Raw genomic sequence first — 15714 nt, 5'->3', positions numbered from 1 at the left:
CTAGACTATTGCGGATACCGTGGCCTAGGGTCTTCCCTACGACGAAATCAGTTGTGAGGATGGCCATGGACCGAGTTCTGCGCAACTTCATCAACGGGGAGTGGGTGGCCCCCGTCGACGGGCGCCACGCCGACCTCATCGACCCCACCACCGGCGAGGTCTTCGCGAGCGCTCCGGTCTCCGGCGCGGAGGACGTCGACCGCGCCATGCGGGCCGCGGCGGCGGCCTTCGAGACCTGGCGCGACACCACGCCGTCGGAACGCCAGCGCGCCCTCCTCAAGATCGCCGACGCGGTCGAGGCCCAGGCCGAGGAACTCGTCGCGCTGGAGAGCCAGAACACCGGCAAGCCGATCGCGCTGACGATGAGCGAGGAACTCCCGCCCGCCGTGGACCAGCTGCGGTTCTTCGCCGGCGCCGCGCGTGTCCTCGAAGGACGGTCCGCCGGGGAGTACCTGGCCGGCCACACCAGCTACGTGCGCCGCGAGCCCATCGGCGTCTGCGCCCAGGTCACCCCGTGGAACTACCCGCTGATGATGGCGATCTGGAAGTTCGCCCCGGCCATCGCGGCCGGCAACACCGTCGTGCTCAAGCCCTCGGACACCACTCCCCTGTCCACTCTGCGGCTGGCCGAGATCGCCGCCGAATTCCTGCCGGCCGGCGTACTCAATGTGGTGACAGGAGATCGCGACACGGGCCGCGCGCTCGTCGCGCACCGCACGCCCCAGTTCGTCTCGATCACCGGCTCGACCCGCGCGGGCATGGAGGTGGCGGCGGCCGCCGCGCCGGACCTCAAGCGGACCCACCTGGAGCTGGGCGGCAAGGCGCCGGTCCTGGTCTTCGACGACGCGGACGTCGCGGCCGCGGCCGAGGCCATAGCGGTGGCGGGCTACTTCAACGCGGGCCAGGACTGCACCGCGGCCACCCGCGTGCTGGTCGCGCCGGGCGTCCACGACGACTTCCTGGCCGCGCTCACCGAACAAGCCAGGGGTACGCGCACCGGCGCGCCCGACGACGAAGACGTCCTGTACGGGCCGGTCAACAACGCGAACCAGCTGGCCCGGGTGCAGGGTTTCGTGGAGCGGCTCCCGGGGCACGCCACGGTGACCGCCGGAGGCGAACGCGTCGGCGACCGCGGCTACTTCTTCGCCCCGACCGTCGTCGGCGGCCTGCGGCAGACCGACGAGATCATCCAGGACGAGGTCTTCGGGCCGGTCATCACCGTGCAGCGGTTCACCGACGAGGCCGAGGCGGTGGCGCTGGCCAACGACGTCCGTTACGGACTCGCCTCCAGCGTCTGGACCAGGGATCACGGCCGGGCGATGCGGGTGTCGCGCGCGCTGGACTTCGGCTGCGTCTGGGTCAACACGCACATCCCGCTCGTGGCCGAGATGCCGCACGGCGGGTTCAAGCACTCCGGGCACGGCAAGGACCTGTCGATGTACGGCCTGGAGGACTACACGCGGGTCAAGCACGTCATGCACAACATCGCCGGCTGAAAGGGAGCGAGCGAATGCGCAGCGATTTTCTGGCCGGCCGGCAGCTCGGGGCGTGAGATGACCTCGGCAGAGATTCACAAGCGCCGGGTCGCGGCGGTCGCCCGGGGCGTCGGCTCCACCATCTCGTCCTATGTCGACCACGCGAGTGGTGGCACCCTCACCGACGTCGACGGCCGGGAGTGGATCGACTTCGCCGCCGGGATCGCCGTGACCAGTGTGGGCAACAGCGCTCCCCGAGTGATCGAGGCGGTCCAGCGGCAGGTCGAACGGTTCACCCACACCTGCTTCATGGTCGCCCCCTATGAGGCGTACGTGGCCGTGTGCGAGCAGCTCAACGGGCTGACTCCGGGCGCCTTCGAGAAGCGGTCGGCGCTGTTCAACTCGGGCGCGGAGGCGGTCGAGAACGCCGTCAAGATCGCCCGGTACCACACCAAGCGCCCCGCCATCGTCGTCTTCGACCACGGTTACCACGGGCGTACGAACCTCACCATGGCGCTGACCGCGAAGAACATGCCGTACAAGAACGGGTTCGGCCCGTTCGCCCCGGAGATCTACCGCGCCCCCATGTCCTACCCGCTGCGGGACGGGCTCGACGGACCGGCCGCGGCGGCCCGTGCGATCGACATGATCGAGAAGCAGGTCGGCGCGTCCAATGTGGCCGCAGTGCTCATCGAGCCGATCCAGGGCGAGGGCGGCTTCGTCGTGCCCGCGCCCGGCTTCCTGCCGGCGTTGGCCGAGTGGACGCGGGAAGCGGGCGCGGTGTTCATCGCCGACGAGATCCAGACCGGCTTCTGCCGGACCGGTTCCTGGTTCGCCTCGTCGCACGAGGACGTCGAACCCGACCTGATCACGACGGCCAAGGGCATCGCCGGCGGGCTTCCCCTGGCTGCGGTCACTGGTCATGCATCCATCATGGACAGTGTGCACGTCGGCGGACTCGGCGGCACCTACGGCGGCAATCCGATCGCCTGCGCCGCCGCCCTCGCCTCCATCGAGACGATGCGGGAGCTGGACCTCGCCGGCGCGGCCCGCCACATCGGATCGCGGATCACCGCCCGGCTGTCCGAGCTGGACCACCCCGCGATCGCGGAAGTACGCGGCCGCGGCGCGATGATCGCCGTCGAGCTGCCCGACGCCTCGACGGCCGCGAGCGTCGCCGCGCAGTGCCACGCGAACGGACTCCTCGTCCTGACCTGCGGAACCTACGGCAACGTGCTGCGCTTCCTGCCACCCCTGGTGATGCCGGACGACGTCCTCGACCGGGGTCTCGACATCCTCACCGCCGCTCTCACCTCCCGCTAGCCGCTTTCGGGCGCCAGATCGGGGTCATGCATGCTTCCCGAGGTGTCGGGAAGCATGCATGACCCCGATCTAGTGGCGATGGCTAGTGTGCATCCATTGTGGACTCGGAGTCCGAATGATCCACAGAGATGCGCTTGGGTATGGGCATTTCAGCCCGGAGAAGTGTCCGTAGATTCGCAGGTCACAAGAGGTATAAGCTCTCTTCGCGGGGCGGCGCCGAACCCGACACTCGGACAGCGCGAGCAAGGGAGTTGCACAGCGTGACAGGGACTATCGAAGACGAACTCCGAAAGCTGCGAGAGAACGACGATGCTCTGCTCGACCGGACGAACCAGGTCCACAAGGGCGTCTGCACCGTTGGTCAGAAGGTTCACGACCTGCACCAAGCGATGGACCACGAGTTCGTGGGAGTGCACACCAGCCTGAAGATCTTGAATTCTCATGCGCGTGTGGTGGACAGCCGCCTTGAGAAGATCGAGGACCGGCTCGAAGGCATCGACAGCAGGCTCGACGGACTCGACAGCAGACTCGACCGACTCGACAGCAGACTCGACCGACTCGACAGCAGACTCGACGGAGTCGACAGCAGGCTCGACGGACTCGACGGCAGGCTCGACGGTCTCGAGGGCGACATGGTCGAGGTCAAGGGCCAGCTGACCAAGCTCATGGCCCACTTCAGCATCAACTGACGACCATCGAGCGGCGGCGTCCCTGATGCGATCAGGGACGCCGCCGCAATGCTATTAGTGGGTGGCGAGTTGGGAGCCGCCGACTCGCAGGCCCCACGGAGTGCCGTACTCCTTGAGCTTGTCGAGGAAGGCAGTCGGCTCGAACGCCTCCGGACCCAGGACGCCGACGCCGGACCAGGTCCCCGCCGCGAGCAGTTCCAGCGCGATCACGGGGTTCACCGCGGTCTGCCAGACCACCGCCTGATGGCCGTACTCCCGCATCGACCATTCGTTGTCGACGACGTGGTAGAGGTAGGCCTCCAGCGGTTCACCGTCGCGGCCGACCCCGGTGACCAGGGTGCCGGCGCAGGTCTTGCCCCGCATCCGGTCGCCCAGGGTCGCCGGATCGGGCAGCCGGGCGGCCAGCACGTCCCGTGGGGAGACGTCGACGCCGCCGACGCGTACGGGTTTGGTGGAGTCCAGGCCGAGCTTGTGGATCGTCTTCAGCACGTCGATGAACTCCGCGCCCAGCCCGTATTTGAAGGTGACCCGCCGCGCGTCCACCCATCGCGGGATCAGCAGAACCTCCTCGTGCTCGACGTTGACGCACTCGACCGGGCCGATGCCCTCGGGGAAGTCGAAGACCTCCGGCTCGGAGAACGGTTCGGTGGTGAACCAGCCCCGGTCCTTCTCCCACACCACCGGCGGGTTCAGGCACTCCTCGATCGTCGTCCAGATCGAGAAGCTGGGCGCGAACTCGTAGCCGTCGACGGTGATGTTCGACCCGTCGCGTACGCCGATCTCGTCGATCTCGGTGAACAGATGGTCGGCGGCGTACCGGGCGAAGACGTCGGAGAGCCCGGGTTCGACGCCGATGCCGACGAGGGCGAGCCGGTCGGCCGCCTGCCACTCGACGGCTGCGGCGAACTGTTCGTCGCCCAGTTTGACGCCGGTCCGCTCGTAGGGCAGCGACGGATGGGGCTGAGACAACGACATCGCCATGTCGAGATAGTGGGCGCCGGCGGCGTACGCCCCGTCGAAGATCGGCATGACGAACCGGGGATCGACTGCGTTGAGGACGTGTGTGATTTCGTGCTCGCGGCAGAGAGCAGCGATCGCGTACGCGGACGAGGCGTCCACCTGCGCGGCTTGGAACCGCTTGTCCAGTCCGGAGACGGCTCGCTGGGCGCGGGCCAGGGAGTAGTCGGCGACCACCAAGAGGTCGAAGAAGTCGCGGCGGGCTGCGATGGCGGCGGCGGCGCTGCCGACGCCGCCCGCGCCGACGAGAAGTATGCGCATGATCAAGTTCCTTCTGGGAGGAGCGCGATCATGGATCTACGGACACGACACGCCGGTCGAGCACGTCCGTTAGCTCATGATCGCGCGCAAAAAAACTTAGGAGTCGAAGCCGAGGCCGGCGCGGTCGAGGGTGCGCAGCCACAGGTTGCGGCGGCCCTGCCGAGCATCGGCACGGGCCAGCGACCACCGGGTCAGTCCGATGCCGACGGAGCGGAAGGGCTCGGGCGGGAACGGAATGGGCCGCGTACGCACGAACCGCAGGCGCGTGCGTTCCGAGTCGGCCCCGCTCAGCAGGTCGAGCATGACCTGAGCGCCGAAGCGGGTCGCCCCGACGCCGAGCCCCGTGTATCCGGCGGCGTACGCCACTCGCCCGGACATGGCCGTGCCGAAGAACGGGCAGAACCGGGTGCAGGTGTCGATCACCCCGCCCCAGGCGTGGCTGAACGTCACCGAACCGGCCAGCTGCGGGAAGGTCTCGAAGAAGTGCGCGGCCAACGTCTCGAACGTGGCGGTCCGGCGTTCCAGGGACACGGAGATGCGATTGCCGAAGTGGTAGATCGCGTCGTATCCGCCGAAGAGGATCCGGCCGTCCGGGGTGATCCGGTAGTAGTGGAACTGGTTCGCCAGGTCGCCCAGCCCCTGCCGGTTACGCCAGCCGATCGACTCCAGTTGCCCGGCGGTCAACGGCGCCGTCATCAGCGCGTAGTCGTAGACCGGAACCAGATACCGTCTTAACCGCCGGAGCAGCGGAAACGCGTTGGTCGCCAGAGCGGCGTGCTGTGCGCGTACCACTCCCAGCGGCGTGTAGACCGCGACGCCGGAGCCGGCACCGGGCGAGCCGTCGCGCGACAGCTTCACCGCCGGAGAGTCCTCATAGATCCGGACCCCGGCGGACAACGCGGCCGCGCGGAGACCCCAGGCCAGCTTGGCCGGGTCCACCATGGCCACCCGATCGCGATCCCACAACCCCGCGAGGTAGGTCGGCGAATGCACCTCGGCCTGCACCTCGTCCTGGTCCAGATAGGCCACGTCGTGGCCGTAGTCCAGGGCGTCCTCGGCCGCCGAGCGAAGCTCGGCCACCTGATAGGGCTCGACGGCCACGGAGAGTTCACCGGTGCGCTCCCAGTCGCACTCGATGCCGTACCGCCGAATCGTCTGCTCGATCTCGTCGAGGTTCTGCCGGCCCAGTCGCTCCAGCCGGGCCACCTCGGCCCCGAAGCGCTCGGCGCCGTTGGCCAGCCCGTGGGTCAGGCTCGCCGCGCAGAATCCACCGTTGCGGCCGGAGGCGGCGTCGCCGCAGAGTCCGGCCTCGACCAGCACCACGTCGCGGTGCGGGTCACGTTCCTTGGCCAGCAGGGCCGTCCACAGCCCGCTGTACCCACCGCCGATGACCACCAGGTCGGTGGTCTCCACCCCGCTCAGCGGCTCGCGGGCGACGGGCCGGTCCGGCCGGTCCGTCCAGTACGGCGTCGGTGCTGCGTCTCGCAGGGCCGACGCCCACAGATCTGATCCTTTGGCTCGCATGAGCCGATCACCTTCTCCTTCTCTCGCACACGCCCGCGCGTGTGGTTCTTGTACGTGCCGGTCGAGCCCCTCGATCGGCGTCTCCCGCAGTGCGGCTACCTGCGGGTCCGCGGTGGTTCCCCGTCCGGCGCGCCCTCGGGCGTTCGGCGGCGGGGCCGCGAAGTCATATATGGGTACGCCGAAAGCGGCGCACGAAATAGGTAAGCCAGTACCGCCGCACGGAACACGCGGCGGTACTGGCTGAGAAGAAGACTTAGGAAGTGGCGGCGCGACGCGACCGGCGGGCGTTGCGAAGCTGCCCGACGGCGACGATGACGAACGCGATCAGGAACATGCCCGTCGCGATCGCGTTGACCTGCGGCGGAATGCCGCGCTGGTTGGCGCCCCAGACGAACAGCGGGAAGGTGCGTACGCCGCCGCTGTTGAACGTGGTGATGATGTAGTCGTCGAACGAGAGCGAGAAGCTCAGCAGGGCGGCGCTGACGATGCCCGGCATGACCAGTGGCAGCGTGACCCGGCGGAAGGTGGCGAACGGCGTGGCATAGAGGTCCATCGCCGCCTCCTGAAGCCGGGGGTCGAGCCCCGCCAGCCGCGCCTTCACCGTCACCACCACGAACGAGATACAGAACATCACATGTGCGATCACGATGGTAGCGAATCCGAGGTCGACCTGCGCGGAGACGAACAGGGTCAGCAGTGACGAGCCCATCACGATCTCGGGCGTCGCCATCGGCAGGAAGATCAGCACGTTCATCGCCGACCGGCCGAAGAACCGGTGCCGGACCAGGGCGAACGCGATGAGCGTACCGAGGATCGTGGCGATCACGGTGGCGATGAACCCGACCCGGAGGCTGACCCAGAGCGAGCCGCACATGTCGTCGGCGCCACTACAGATGTTCGCCCAGTTGTTCAGGGTCCAGTTCACCCCGGAGTCGTCGAGCAGGTACGTCGTCTTGTTGGATTCGGGCTGATTGAAGGAGAGCAGCGCGATGACGGCGATCGGCAACGCCATGTACGCCAGGACGACCAGCCCGACGCCCATGATCCAGTGGTCGGCGACCCATCTCCGGAAGCGGCGCATCTAGACCACCTCGTCGGTGCCGGAGATCGCGACGTAGATCGCGACCAGGATCAGAATGCCCGCCATCAGGGTGAACGACAGGGCCGCCGCGACCGGGATGTCGCCGACCCTCAGGTACTGCGACTGGATGACGTTGCCGATCATCGTGGTCGCCGGGCTGCCCAGCAGCTCGGCGTTGATGTAGTCGCCGGTAGCCGGGATGAACGTCATCAGCGTCCCGCCGACGACCCCCGGCATCGACAGCGGCAGGGTCACCCGGAAGAAGGACTTGATCGGGTGGGCGTACAGGTCGCCGGCCGCTTCGAGGAGCCGGGGATCCAGCTTGCCGAGAGAGGCGTACAGGGGCAGGACCATGAACGGCAGGAAGTTGTAGGTCAGCCCGGCGATGACCGCGAACGGGGTCGCCAGCAGCCGATCGTCCGGGCCGAAGAACGGCGTCGTCCGCAGCACGTCCATCACCCAGCCGTGATCGGACAGGATCGTCTTCCAGGCGAGCGTACGCACGAGGAAGCTGGTGAAGAACGGGGCGATGACGCCGACGAGCATCAGGTTCCGCCAGCGGCCCGCCTTCAGCGCGATCGCGTACGCCAACGGGTAGCCGATGATCAGGCACAGGATCGTGGCGACCAGGGCGTACCCGAGCGACCGCAGGAACTGGTCGGAGTAGGTCGAGATGCCGTCGGTGAAGTTCTGCCACCGCCAGGTCAGCTCGTAGCCCTCTTCGAGGCTGCCGGCCGGATCCCACAGGGTCGACTGGGCCAACAGGGCCACCGGCAGGGCGAAGAAGAGGACCAGCCAGAGCCAGCCCGGGAACAGCTGAAGGTAAGGCACCCACGAGCGTCGCTTCGCGCCCGCGACCGGCTCCGGCGGCGGCTCGTAGACGTCGCCGCCCGCCGGCCCGCCCGACGGGGTGGTGATGACCGCGCTCACGCCGGCTCCACACCGGACTCGGCGCTGGATTCGGGCGCGAGCAGGAACGAGTGGGCGGGATGCCAGTGCACCGTCACCTCGGTGCCCGGATGCAGTGGGCCGCCGGTCCCCGAGTTGGGGGCGAAGACCGCCAGTTCGTCGCCCCACGGTGCGCGGACCAGGTACTGCGTCGACACTCCGACGTAGGAGGAGTCGGTGATGACCCCGGGCACGGCGTTGTGACCGTCGGGCGCTACTTCGGTGGTCACGTGCAGCTTCTCTGGGCGTACCCCTAGATGAGCGGGACCAGAGGTGACCCGCGACCGGGCCGCGGGCACCGCGAACCGCGAGCCGTACGCCTCCACCGCGACGTCGTCGCCCGACGGACCGTGCGCGTTCGCGGTGAGCAGGTTGGACTGCCCGAGGAAGTTCGCGACGAAGGTGCTGGCCGGGAATTCGTAGATCTCGGTCGGCGCGCCGAGCTGCTCGATCCGCCCGGCGTTCATCACGGCGACGGTGTCGGCCATCGTCATGGCCTCCTCCTGGTCGTGCGTGACGTGCACGAAGGTCAGGCCGACCTCGGTCTGGATCCGCTTCAGCTCGATCTGCATCTGGCGGCGGAGCTTGAGGTCGAGGGCGCCGAGCGGCTCGTCGAGCAGCAGCACCTGGGGGTGGTTCACGAGCGCGCGGGCCAGTGCGACCCGCTGCTGTTGCCCACCGGAGAGCTGAGCCGGGCGGCGGTGGCCGTAGTCGGCCAGCTGGACCAGCTCCAGCATCGCCCGGACGGCCGGCTTGATCTCGGCCCGCTTGACCTTGCGCTGCTGGAGGCCGAACGCCACGTTCTGCTCGACCGTCATGTGCGGGAAGAGGGCGTAGCTCTGGAAGACCGTGTTGACCGGCCGCTGATGCGGCCGCATGCGGGTGATGTCCTTACCGCCCAGGGTGATGGAGCCGGCGGTCGGCTCCTCCAGCCCGGCGACCATGCGCAGCGTCGTGGTCTTCCCGCAGCCCGAAGCGCCGAGCAGGGCGAAGAACGAGCCCTCCGGAATATGCAGGCCCAGGTCGTCGACCGCGACGAACGCGCCGAAGCGCTTCGTCACGCCGGCGAGAGTCAGGCCGCCGGTGGGCGCGACGCCGGTCGCGGCGGGCGAGGCCGCGACCGGGGTGGGGGCGACAGACATGGGACGTCAGGCCCCGATCACGGCGCGGAACTTGCGCTCGTAGTCCTTGCGGACGTCGTCGGCCAGCGTCATGAACGCGTGCGCCTTCGACAGCTCGGTGTCGGTCGGGAAGATGAAGCTGTCCTCGACCAGATCGGGGTCGATGTCCTTCATCGCCGCCTGGGCGCCGGCCACCGGGCAGATGTAGTTGACCCACGCGGCCAGCTCCGCGGCCACCTTGGGGTCGTAGTAGTAGTCGATGAGCGCCATCGCATTGGACGCGTGCGTCGAGGTGATCGGGATCAGCATGTTGTCCGACCAGTACATCTGCCCCTCCTCGGGGATGACGTACTTGACGTTCTCGTCGTCCGCGCCGGTCGCGATCACGTCGCCGGACCAGCCGATGCAGGCCCCGACGTCGCCCTTGGCCAGGTCGGTCAGGTAGTCGTTGCCCGCGACCCGGCGGATCTGGCCGGAGTCGACCGCCTTCTTCAGCTTGTCGATCGCCGCGTCGTAGTCGGCCGCGGTGAAGTTGGCGGGGTCCTTGCCGATCGACAGCAGGATCAGGCCCATCGTGTCGTTCAGCTCGGTCATGACCGAGACCTTGCCCTTGAGGTCGGCCCGGGTCAGCAGCTCGTCGATGCTCTTGACCGGCGTCTTGACGACCTTGGCGTTGTAGCCGATGCCGGTGAAGCCGGACTGCCACGGGGCGGCGTACACCATCTCCGGGTCGAACGCGCGGCCCTTGAGCGACGGGGCCAGGTTCTTCTGGAAGTTGGCCACCTTGGTCGGCTCGAACTTCGCGACCTGGTTGGCCTTGATCAGCTTCGCGGCCATCCAGTCGGTGAAGACCACCACGTCGGGCTCGATCGCCTGACACTCGGTGAGCTGCGTCCGGATCTTGCCGTAGAACTCGTCGTTGTCGTTGATGTCCTCGCGGTAGGTCACCTCGATGCCGGTCTTGGCCTTGAACGCGTCCAGCGTCGGGTGCTTGCTCGCGTTCTTCTCGTCGGTGTCCATGTACTCGACCCAGTTCGAGAAGATCAGTTTGCGCTCGGTGGCCGAGACGTCGGGCGTCGCGCAGACCTTGGCGGCGCTGCTCGTCGCGGCGGTCGGGTTCTTGCCCTTGGTGCCACAGGCGGCCAACGCGCCGCCGGTCAGGGCCAGGGCGCCGCCGGCGGCCACGCCGCGGAGCAGACCGCGTCGCGTCGGCATGGCGTCGAGCAGCGCTTTCGCCTCCGGGGACAGAGGCTTACGGGAAGACGAGCGCATCTGAGGGTCCTTGTCTTCAGGCGGGGGCTGGTACCGGTTGGGGGCTTGGTCGGGCCGCGTGTCAACGCGGGCGGGGCTAACGAAATATAGTGCTCTGCCACGGCTTGGCGGCAACCCCGGTGACCTCCAGCATCACGTGCTTGACCTGCGTGTACTCCTCGAAGGCGTACGCCGACATGTCTTTGCCGAAGCCGGAGCGCCGGAAGCCGCCGTGCGGCATCTCGCTGATGATCGGAATGTGGTCGTTGACCCACACGCAGCCGGCTCGCAGCTCCCGGGAGCCGCGCAGCGCGCGGTGCACGTCGCGGGTCCAGACGCTCGCCGCCAGGCCGTACGGGGTGTCGTTGGCCAAGGCGAGCGCCTCGTCGTCGGTGTCGAACGGCAGGACCGTGAGAACCGGCCCGAAGACCTCGTCCTGCACGATCTCGCTGTCCTGAGCCGCCCCCACGATCAGAGTCGGCTGGTAGTACGCACCCTTCGCCAGGTTCTCCGTCGTGGGCGCGCCGCCGCCGGTCACGGCTTTCGCCCCGCTCTCCAGGGCACGTTCCACGAACCCGGCGACCCGGTCACGCTGGGCGAAGGAGACCAAGGGGCCGAGATCGGTCGCCGGATCGGTCGGGTCGCCCAGGCGTACGCCGGCCATCAGCTCGGCGACCCGGTCCACGAATGCCCCGAAGAGCGGCCGGGCCACGTACGCCCGAGTCGCCGCCGTGCAGTCCTGACCGGTGTTGATCAGCGACGCGGCGACGGCCCCACGGGCGGCTGCCTCCAGGTCGGCGTCGCCGAAGACGACGAACGGCGCCTTGCCCCCGAGTTCGAGGTGTACGCGTTTGACCGCGCCGGCTGCGGCCGCCCCGACTCGGCGGCCGACCGCCGTCGACCCGGTGAAGCTGACCATGTCGATGTCGGGATGCTCGACCAGGGCGGTTCCCGCGACCGGGCCGCGCCCGGCCACGACGTTCACGACACCGGCCGGAATCCCCGCGTCCACTGCCGCCTGCTCGAACAGGAGGCTCGTGAGCGGGGTGATCTCGGCGGGCTTGAGGACGATCGTGTTGCCCGCCGCGATGGCCGGCAGGATCTTCCAAGCCGCCATCTGCAGCGGATAGTTCCACGGCGCGATCGAGCCGACGACACCGATCGGCTCCCGGCGGATCAGGCTGGTGTGGTCGGCGGAGTACTCCGCGGCCGCCTTGCCCTCCAGGTGCCGGGCGGCCCCGGCGAAGAACGCGGTGTTGTCGATCGTGCCGGGGACGTCGAACTCGGTGGCGAGCCGGATGGGCTTGCCCGTCTGGCTCACCTCGACCTGGGCGAACTCGTCGGCCCGGTCGGTGAGGACCCCGGCCAGCCGGGTCAACGCCGCCGACCGCTCGGCCGGAGTGGTGCGCGACCATTCGGCGTACGCCGCGCGGGCCGCGGCCACCGCCGCGTCCACCTCGGCCGGTCCGGCGGGTTCGTACTCCGTGACGACGGAACCGTCGGCCGGATTGACGACCTGAAAGCCCATGGACCGCCTCCCAGCAGCGCCGACGGTATCGTGTGCGCCTGATACTGGCATGACGTGGCGCAGTTCACAAGTGATTCCGTTGCAGTTATCGACTTAGACAACGGATTACGCGAGAATTGCGGTTCAAGATTGCGGTTTCGTTACGGCGACCGCCGGACGTGACACGGACGACGCGATCCGCGACACGGTTCCGACGCATCACAGGAGGATCGATGGCGGCACGGCAGCACCTCGACAACGCCCAGCACGCGCTGCTCGACGACGTCGCCAAACAGATCATCGCCCAGCTCCAGGAGGACGGCCGCCGCCCGTACGCGACGATCGGTCGTGCGATCGGGCTGTCGGAGGCCGCCGTCCGCCAGCGGGTCCAGCGCCTCATCGACGCGGGCGTCATGCAGATCGTCGCCGTCACCGATCCGCTGCAACTCGGGCTCGGCCGCCAGGCGATGGTCGGGGTGAAGACGAGCGGCAACCTCGAGTCGATCGCCGATCAGATCGCCGCCATCGACGAGGTGGACTACGTGGTGATCACGGGCGGCTCGTTCGACATCCTGCTGGAGGTCGTGGCCGGCAGCGACGACCACCTGCTGCAGATCATGCAGCAGGTACGCGCGGTCGACGGGGTCAACAGCGCCGAGATCTTCGTCTACCTCAAGCTGCGCAAGCAGACCTACTCCTGGGGCGCGTGAGTTCTCCCTGCAGATCAGGGTTGCCCCAGGCTTCCCGGGCCGCCGGAAGCGTGCATAACCGTGATCTGCATCCGAAAAACGACGGAGCGGTTGCGGATTTCGTCGTGATAGCGAGATATCACGACGGTTCTGGTTGCCAACTGCTCCTTACCTGTGCGATAACCGTGGCATGGGAAACCCGACTGACCATCTCTGGATGCACTTCACCCGGATGGGCGCGTACGCCGAAACCGACGTGCCGACCATCGTCCGCGGCGACGGCTGCTACGTCTGGGACGCGAACGGCAAGCGCTACCTCGACGGGCTGGCGGGACTGTTCGTCGTCAACGCCGGACACGGCCGGCAGGAGCTCGCCGACGCCGCGGCCAAGCAGGCGAGCGAGCTGGCCTACTTCCCGCTGTGGTCGTACGCGCATCCCAAGGCGGTCGAGCTCGCCGACCGGATCGCCGGCCTGACGCCGGGCGACCTGAACCGCGTCTTCTTCACCACCGGCGGTTCCGAGGCGGTGGAGAGCGCCTGGAAACTGGCCCGGGCGTACTTCAAGCGCGTCGGCGAACCGCTCCGGCACAAGGTGGTCAGCCGCTACGTCGCGTACCACGGCACCTCCATGGGCGCGTTGAGCATCACCGGCGTACCGCCGTTCAAGGTGGACTTCGAGCCGCTGGTGCCCGGTGGCGTCAAGGTGCCCAACGCCAACTTCTACCGCGCCCCCGAGTTCTGTAAGGACGACGAGGCGGCGTTCGGCGTGTGGGCCGCCGACGAGATCGAGCGCGCGATCCTGCGCGAGGGCCCGGAGACGGTCTGCGCCGTGTTCCTGGAGCCGGTGCAGAACGCGGGCGGCTGTCTGCCCCCGCCGGCCGGCTACTTCCAGCGCGTACGCGAAATCTGCGACCGCTACGGCGTGCTGCTCGTCTCCGACGAGGTCATCTGCGCCTGGGGTCGGCTGGGCACCTACTTCGGCGCCGAGCGGTACGGCTACCAGCCCGACATCATCACCACCGCGAAGGGCCTGACGTCGGGGTACTCCCCGCTCGGCGCGATGATCGCGACGGACCGGCTGATCGAGCCGTTCCTGGGCGAAAAGCAGATGTTCGCCCACGGCATCACCTTCGGCGGGCACCCGGTCAGCTGCGCGGTCGCCCTGGCGAACCTCGACATCTTCGAGCGCGAGGACCTGGTCGGCCACGTCGCGAAGACCAGCGACGCGTTCCGGGCCACCCTGAACAAGCTGCACGACCTGCCCATCGTGGGCGACGTGCGGGGCGACGGCTTCTTCTTCGGCATCGAGCTGGTCAAGGACAAGGCGACCCGGGAGACGTTCACCGACGCGGAGTCCGAGCGCATCCTGCGCGGATTCCTGTCCCACGCGCTGTTCGACGCCGGGCTCTACTGCCGCGCCGACGACCGCGGCGACCCGGTCGTCCAGCTGTCCCCGCCGCTGATCGCCGAGCAGCAGCAGTTCGACGAGATGGAGCAGATCCTGCGCCAGGTGCTGACCGAGGCCTGGACCCTGCTGTGATCGGGTCCTACTGGGAGGCGACGGGCGGTCCGGTCACGGACCGCCCGTTCCTTTCCGGCGACCTGGAGGTCGACGTCGCCATCGTCGGGGCCGGCTACACCGGGCTCTGGACCGCGTACTACCTCAGTCTCGCCGCGCCTTCCCTGAGGATCGCGGTGGTCGAGGCGGAGCACGTCGGCTTCGGGGCGAGCGGACGCAACGGCGGCTGGTGCTCGGCCTTACTGCCGATGTCCGCGCCGACCATGCAGGCCGCGATGGAGGCGACCGTCGACGAAGTGGGCCGGGTCGCCGCAGCCGAAGGCATCGACTGCGACTTCGCCAAAGGCGGCACGATCGTCTTCGCGCGTACCGCGGTGCAGGCGCGGCGCGCGGCCGGCGACGATTGGCTCGACGCCCGGGAAGCGCGAGCCCGATGTGACGCGGCCGGACTGCTGGGAGCCACCTACACGCCGCACTGCGCCGCCATCCACCCGTTGCGCCTCGTCCGTGGGCTCGCAGCCGCCGTGGAGCGACGCGGGGTCACGATCTACGAGCACACCCCGGCGATCCAGATCCACGCGGATCGAGTGCTCACGACGCACGGCACGGTCCGTGCGCATTCAGTGGTACGCGCGACGGAGGCGTACACCTCACGGCTACCGGGGCACCGTCGCACGGTCGCGCCGGTGTACTCGCTGATGGTGGCGACCCCGGTCCTGCCGGCCTACGTCTGGGACACGATCGGCCTGCGCGAGCGGGAGACGTTCTCCGAACATCGGCACCTCGTCATCTACGGCCAGCGCACGGCCGACGACCGGCTCGTCTTCGGCGGACGCGGCGCGCCTTACCACTACGGCTCGGCGATCCGGCCGTCGTTCGACCGGGACGACCGCGTCTTCGCCATGCTCCGGCAGACACTGGGCGAACTCTTCCCCGTCCTCGGCGACGTGCCGATCGAGTACGCCTGGGGCGGCCCGCTCGGCATCGCCCGCGACTGGCACGCCTCCGTCGGCGTCACCGAAGGCGTCTACCACGCCGGTGGCTACGTCGGCGACGGCGTCGCGTTGTCCAACCTCGCCGGGCGTACGCTCACCGCCCTCCTCACAGGCGCGACCTCGCCTTTGCTGGAGCTGCCCTGGGTCGGGCACCGATCGCGGCGCTGGGAACCGGAGCCGCTGCGCTGGCTCGGCGTGAACGCCGGACTGCGCTTGATGAGCGCCGCCGACGCCGAAGAAACCCGAACGGGACAGCCGTCGCGGCGGGCCGCCCTCTTCACCCGCCTAGCCCCCCACTGACCCCTACGCGGCCC

At 68.7% G+C, this 15714-nt stretch carries 13 protein-coding genes; 6 read left to right on the top strand and 7 right to left on the bottom strand.

Annotation, left to right across the window (positions count from 1 at the left end; translation table 11 throughout):
* The first annotated feature begins 59 nt into the window (after positions 1-59).
* From AB0H43_RS07800 to AB0H43_RS07790, 3 genes are all read left to right on the top strand, one after another.
* Complete coding sequence (locus tag AB0H43_RS07800) at positions 60-1496, top strand: gamma-aminobutyraldehyde dehydrogenase (RefSeq protein ID WP_359998132.1); 1437 nt, start codon at positions 60-62, stop codon at positions 1494-1496.
* Between the two features lie 57 nt (positions 1497-1553).
* Positions 1554-2798, top strand: a complete 1245-nt coding sequence (gabT, locus tag AB0H43_RS07795) for a 4-aminobutyrate--2-oxoglutarate transaminase (protein ID WP_359998131.1) — start codon at positions 1554-1556, stop codon at positions 2796-2798.
* A gap of 251 nt (positions 2799-3049) precedes the next feature.
* Entirely contained in the window at positions 3050-3487 is a 438-nt protein-coding gene (locus AB0H43_RS07790) for a hypothetical protein (RefSeq protein ID WP_359998129.1), read from the top strand.
* Between the two features lie 54 nt (positions 3488-3541).
* Here the strand turns inward: AB0H43_RS07790 and AB0H43_RS07785 are convergent, their stop codons facing one another.
* The 7 genes from AB0H43_RS07785 to AB0H43_RS07755 form a co-directional block, all read right to left on the bottom strand.
* Positions 3542-4765, bottom strand: a complete 1224-nt coding sequence (locus AB0H43_RS07785) for a saccharopine dehydrogenase C-terminal domain-containing protein (protein WP_359998127.1) — start codon at positions 4763-4765, stop codon at positions 3542-3544.
* 96 nt (positions 4766-4861) lie between these two features.
* Positions 4862-6289: an FAD-dependent oxidoreductase gene (locus AB0H43_RS07780; RefSeq protein WP_359998125.1), complete on the bottom strand. Its 1428-nt coding sequence runs from the start codon at positions 6287-6289 to the stop codon at positions 4862-4864.
* A 253-nt stretch (positions 6290-6542) separates the two neighbouring features.
* The gene (locus AB0H43_RS07775; protein WP_359998123.1) at positions 6543-7370 is read right to left on the bottom strand and encodes an ABC transporter permease; all 828 of its coding nucleotides are present in this window, start codon (positions 7368-7370) and stop codon (positions 6543-6545) included.
* On the bottom strand, positions 7371-8300 hold the full coding sequence (locus AB0H43_RS07770; protein WP_359998120.1) for an ABC transporter permease: 930 nt from the start codon (positions 8298-8300) through the stop codon (positions 7371-7373).
* Positions 8297-9460 (bottom strand): ABC transporter ATP-binding protein, encoded by a 1164-nt coding sequence (locus AB0H43_RS07765; RefSeq protein WP_359998118.1) that lies wholly within the window; start codon positions 9458-9460, stop codon positions 8297-8299. Before AB0H43_RS07765 ends, AB0H43_RS07770 begins: the two co-directional genes overlap by 4 nt.
* Positions 9461-9466: 6 nt before the next feature.
* Positions 9467-10711 (bottom strand): spermidine/putrescine ABC transporter substrate-binding protein, encoded by a 1245-nt coding sequence (locus AB0H43_RS07760; RefSeq protein ID WP_359998115.1) that lies wholly within the window; start codon positions 10709-10711, stop codon positions 9467-9469.
* A 76-nt stretch (positions 10712-10787) separates the two neighbouring features.
* Complete coding sequence (locus AB0H43_RS07755; protein WP_359998112.1) at positions 10788-12218, bottom strand: gamma-aminobutyraldehyde dehydrogenase; 1431 nt, start codon at positions 12216-12218, stop codon at positions 10788-10790.
* Positions 12219-12430: 212 nt separating this feature from the next.
* On the opposite strand from AB0H43_RS07755, the gene AB0H43_RS07750 reads away from it, so the two are divergent.
* From AB0H43_RS07750 to AB0H43_RS07740, 3 genes are all read left to right on the top strand, one after another.
* Positions 12431-12907, top strand: a complete 477-nt coding sequence (locus AB0H43_RS07750; protein ID WP_359998109.1) for an Lrp/AsnC family transcriptional regulator — start codon at positions 12431-12433, stop codon at positions 12905-12907.
* Between the two features lie 169 nt (positions 12908-13076).
* Complete coding sequence (locus AB0H43_RS07745) at positions 13077-14426, top strand: aspartate aminotransferase family protein (protein ID WP_359998106.1); 1350 nt, start codon at positions 13077-13079, stop codon at positions 14424-14426.
* A complete protein-coding gene (locus AB0H43_RS07740) occupies positions 14423-15700 on the top strand; it encodes an FAD-dependent oxidoreductase (protein ID WP_359998103.1) in 1278 nt (425 codons plus the stop codon). The genes AB0H43_RS07745 and AB0H43_RS07740 overlap by 4 nt, the downstream gene beginning before the upstream one ends.
* Positions 15701-15714 lie beyond the last annotated feature (14 nt).

Source organism: Hamadaea sp. NPDC050747, from assembly GCF_040654195.1.
Taxonomy (GTDB): Bacteria; Actinomycetota; Actinomycetes; order Mycobacteriales; family Micromonosporaceae; genus Hamadaea.
This window is presented reverse-complemented; position numbering and strand designations above follow the sequence as displayed.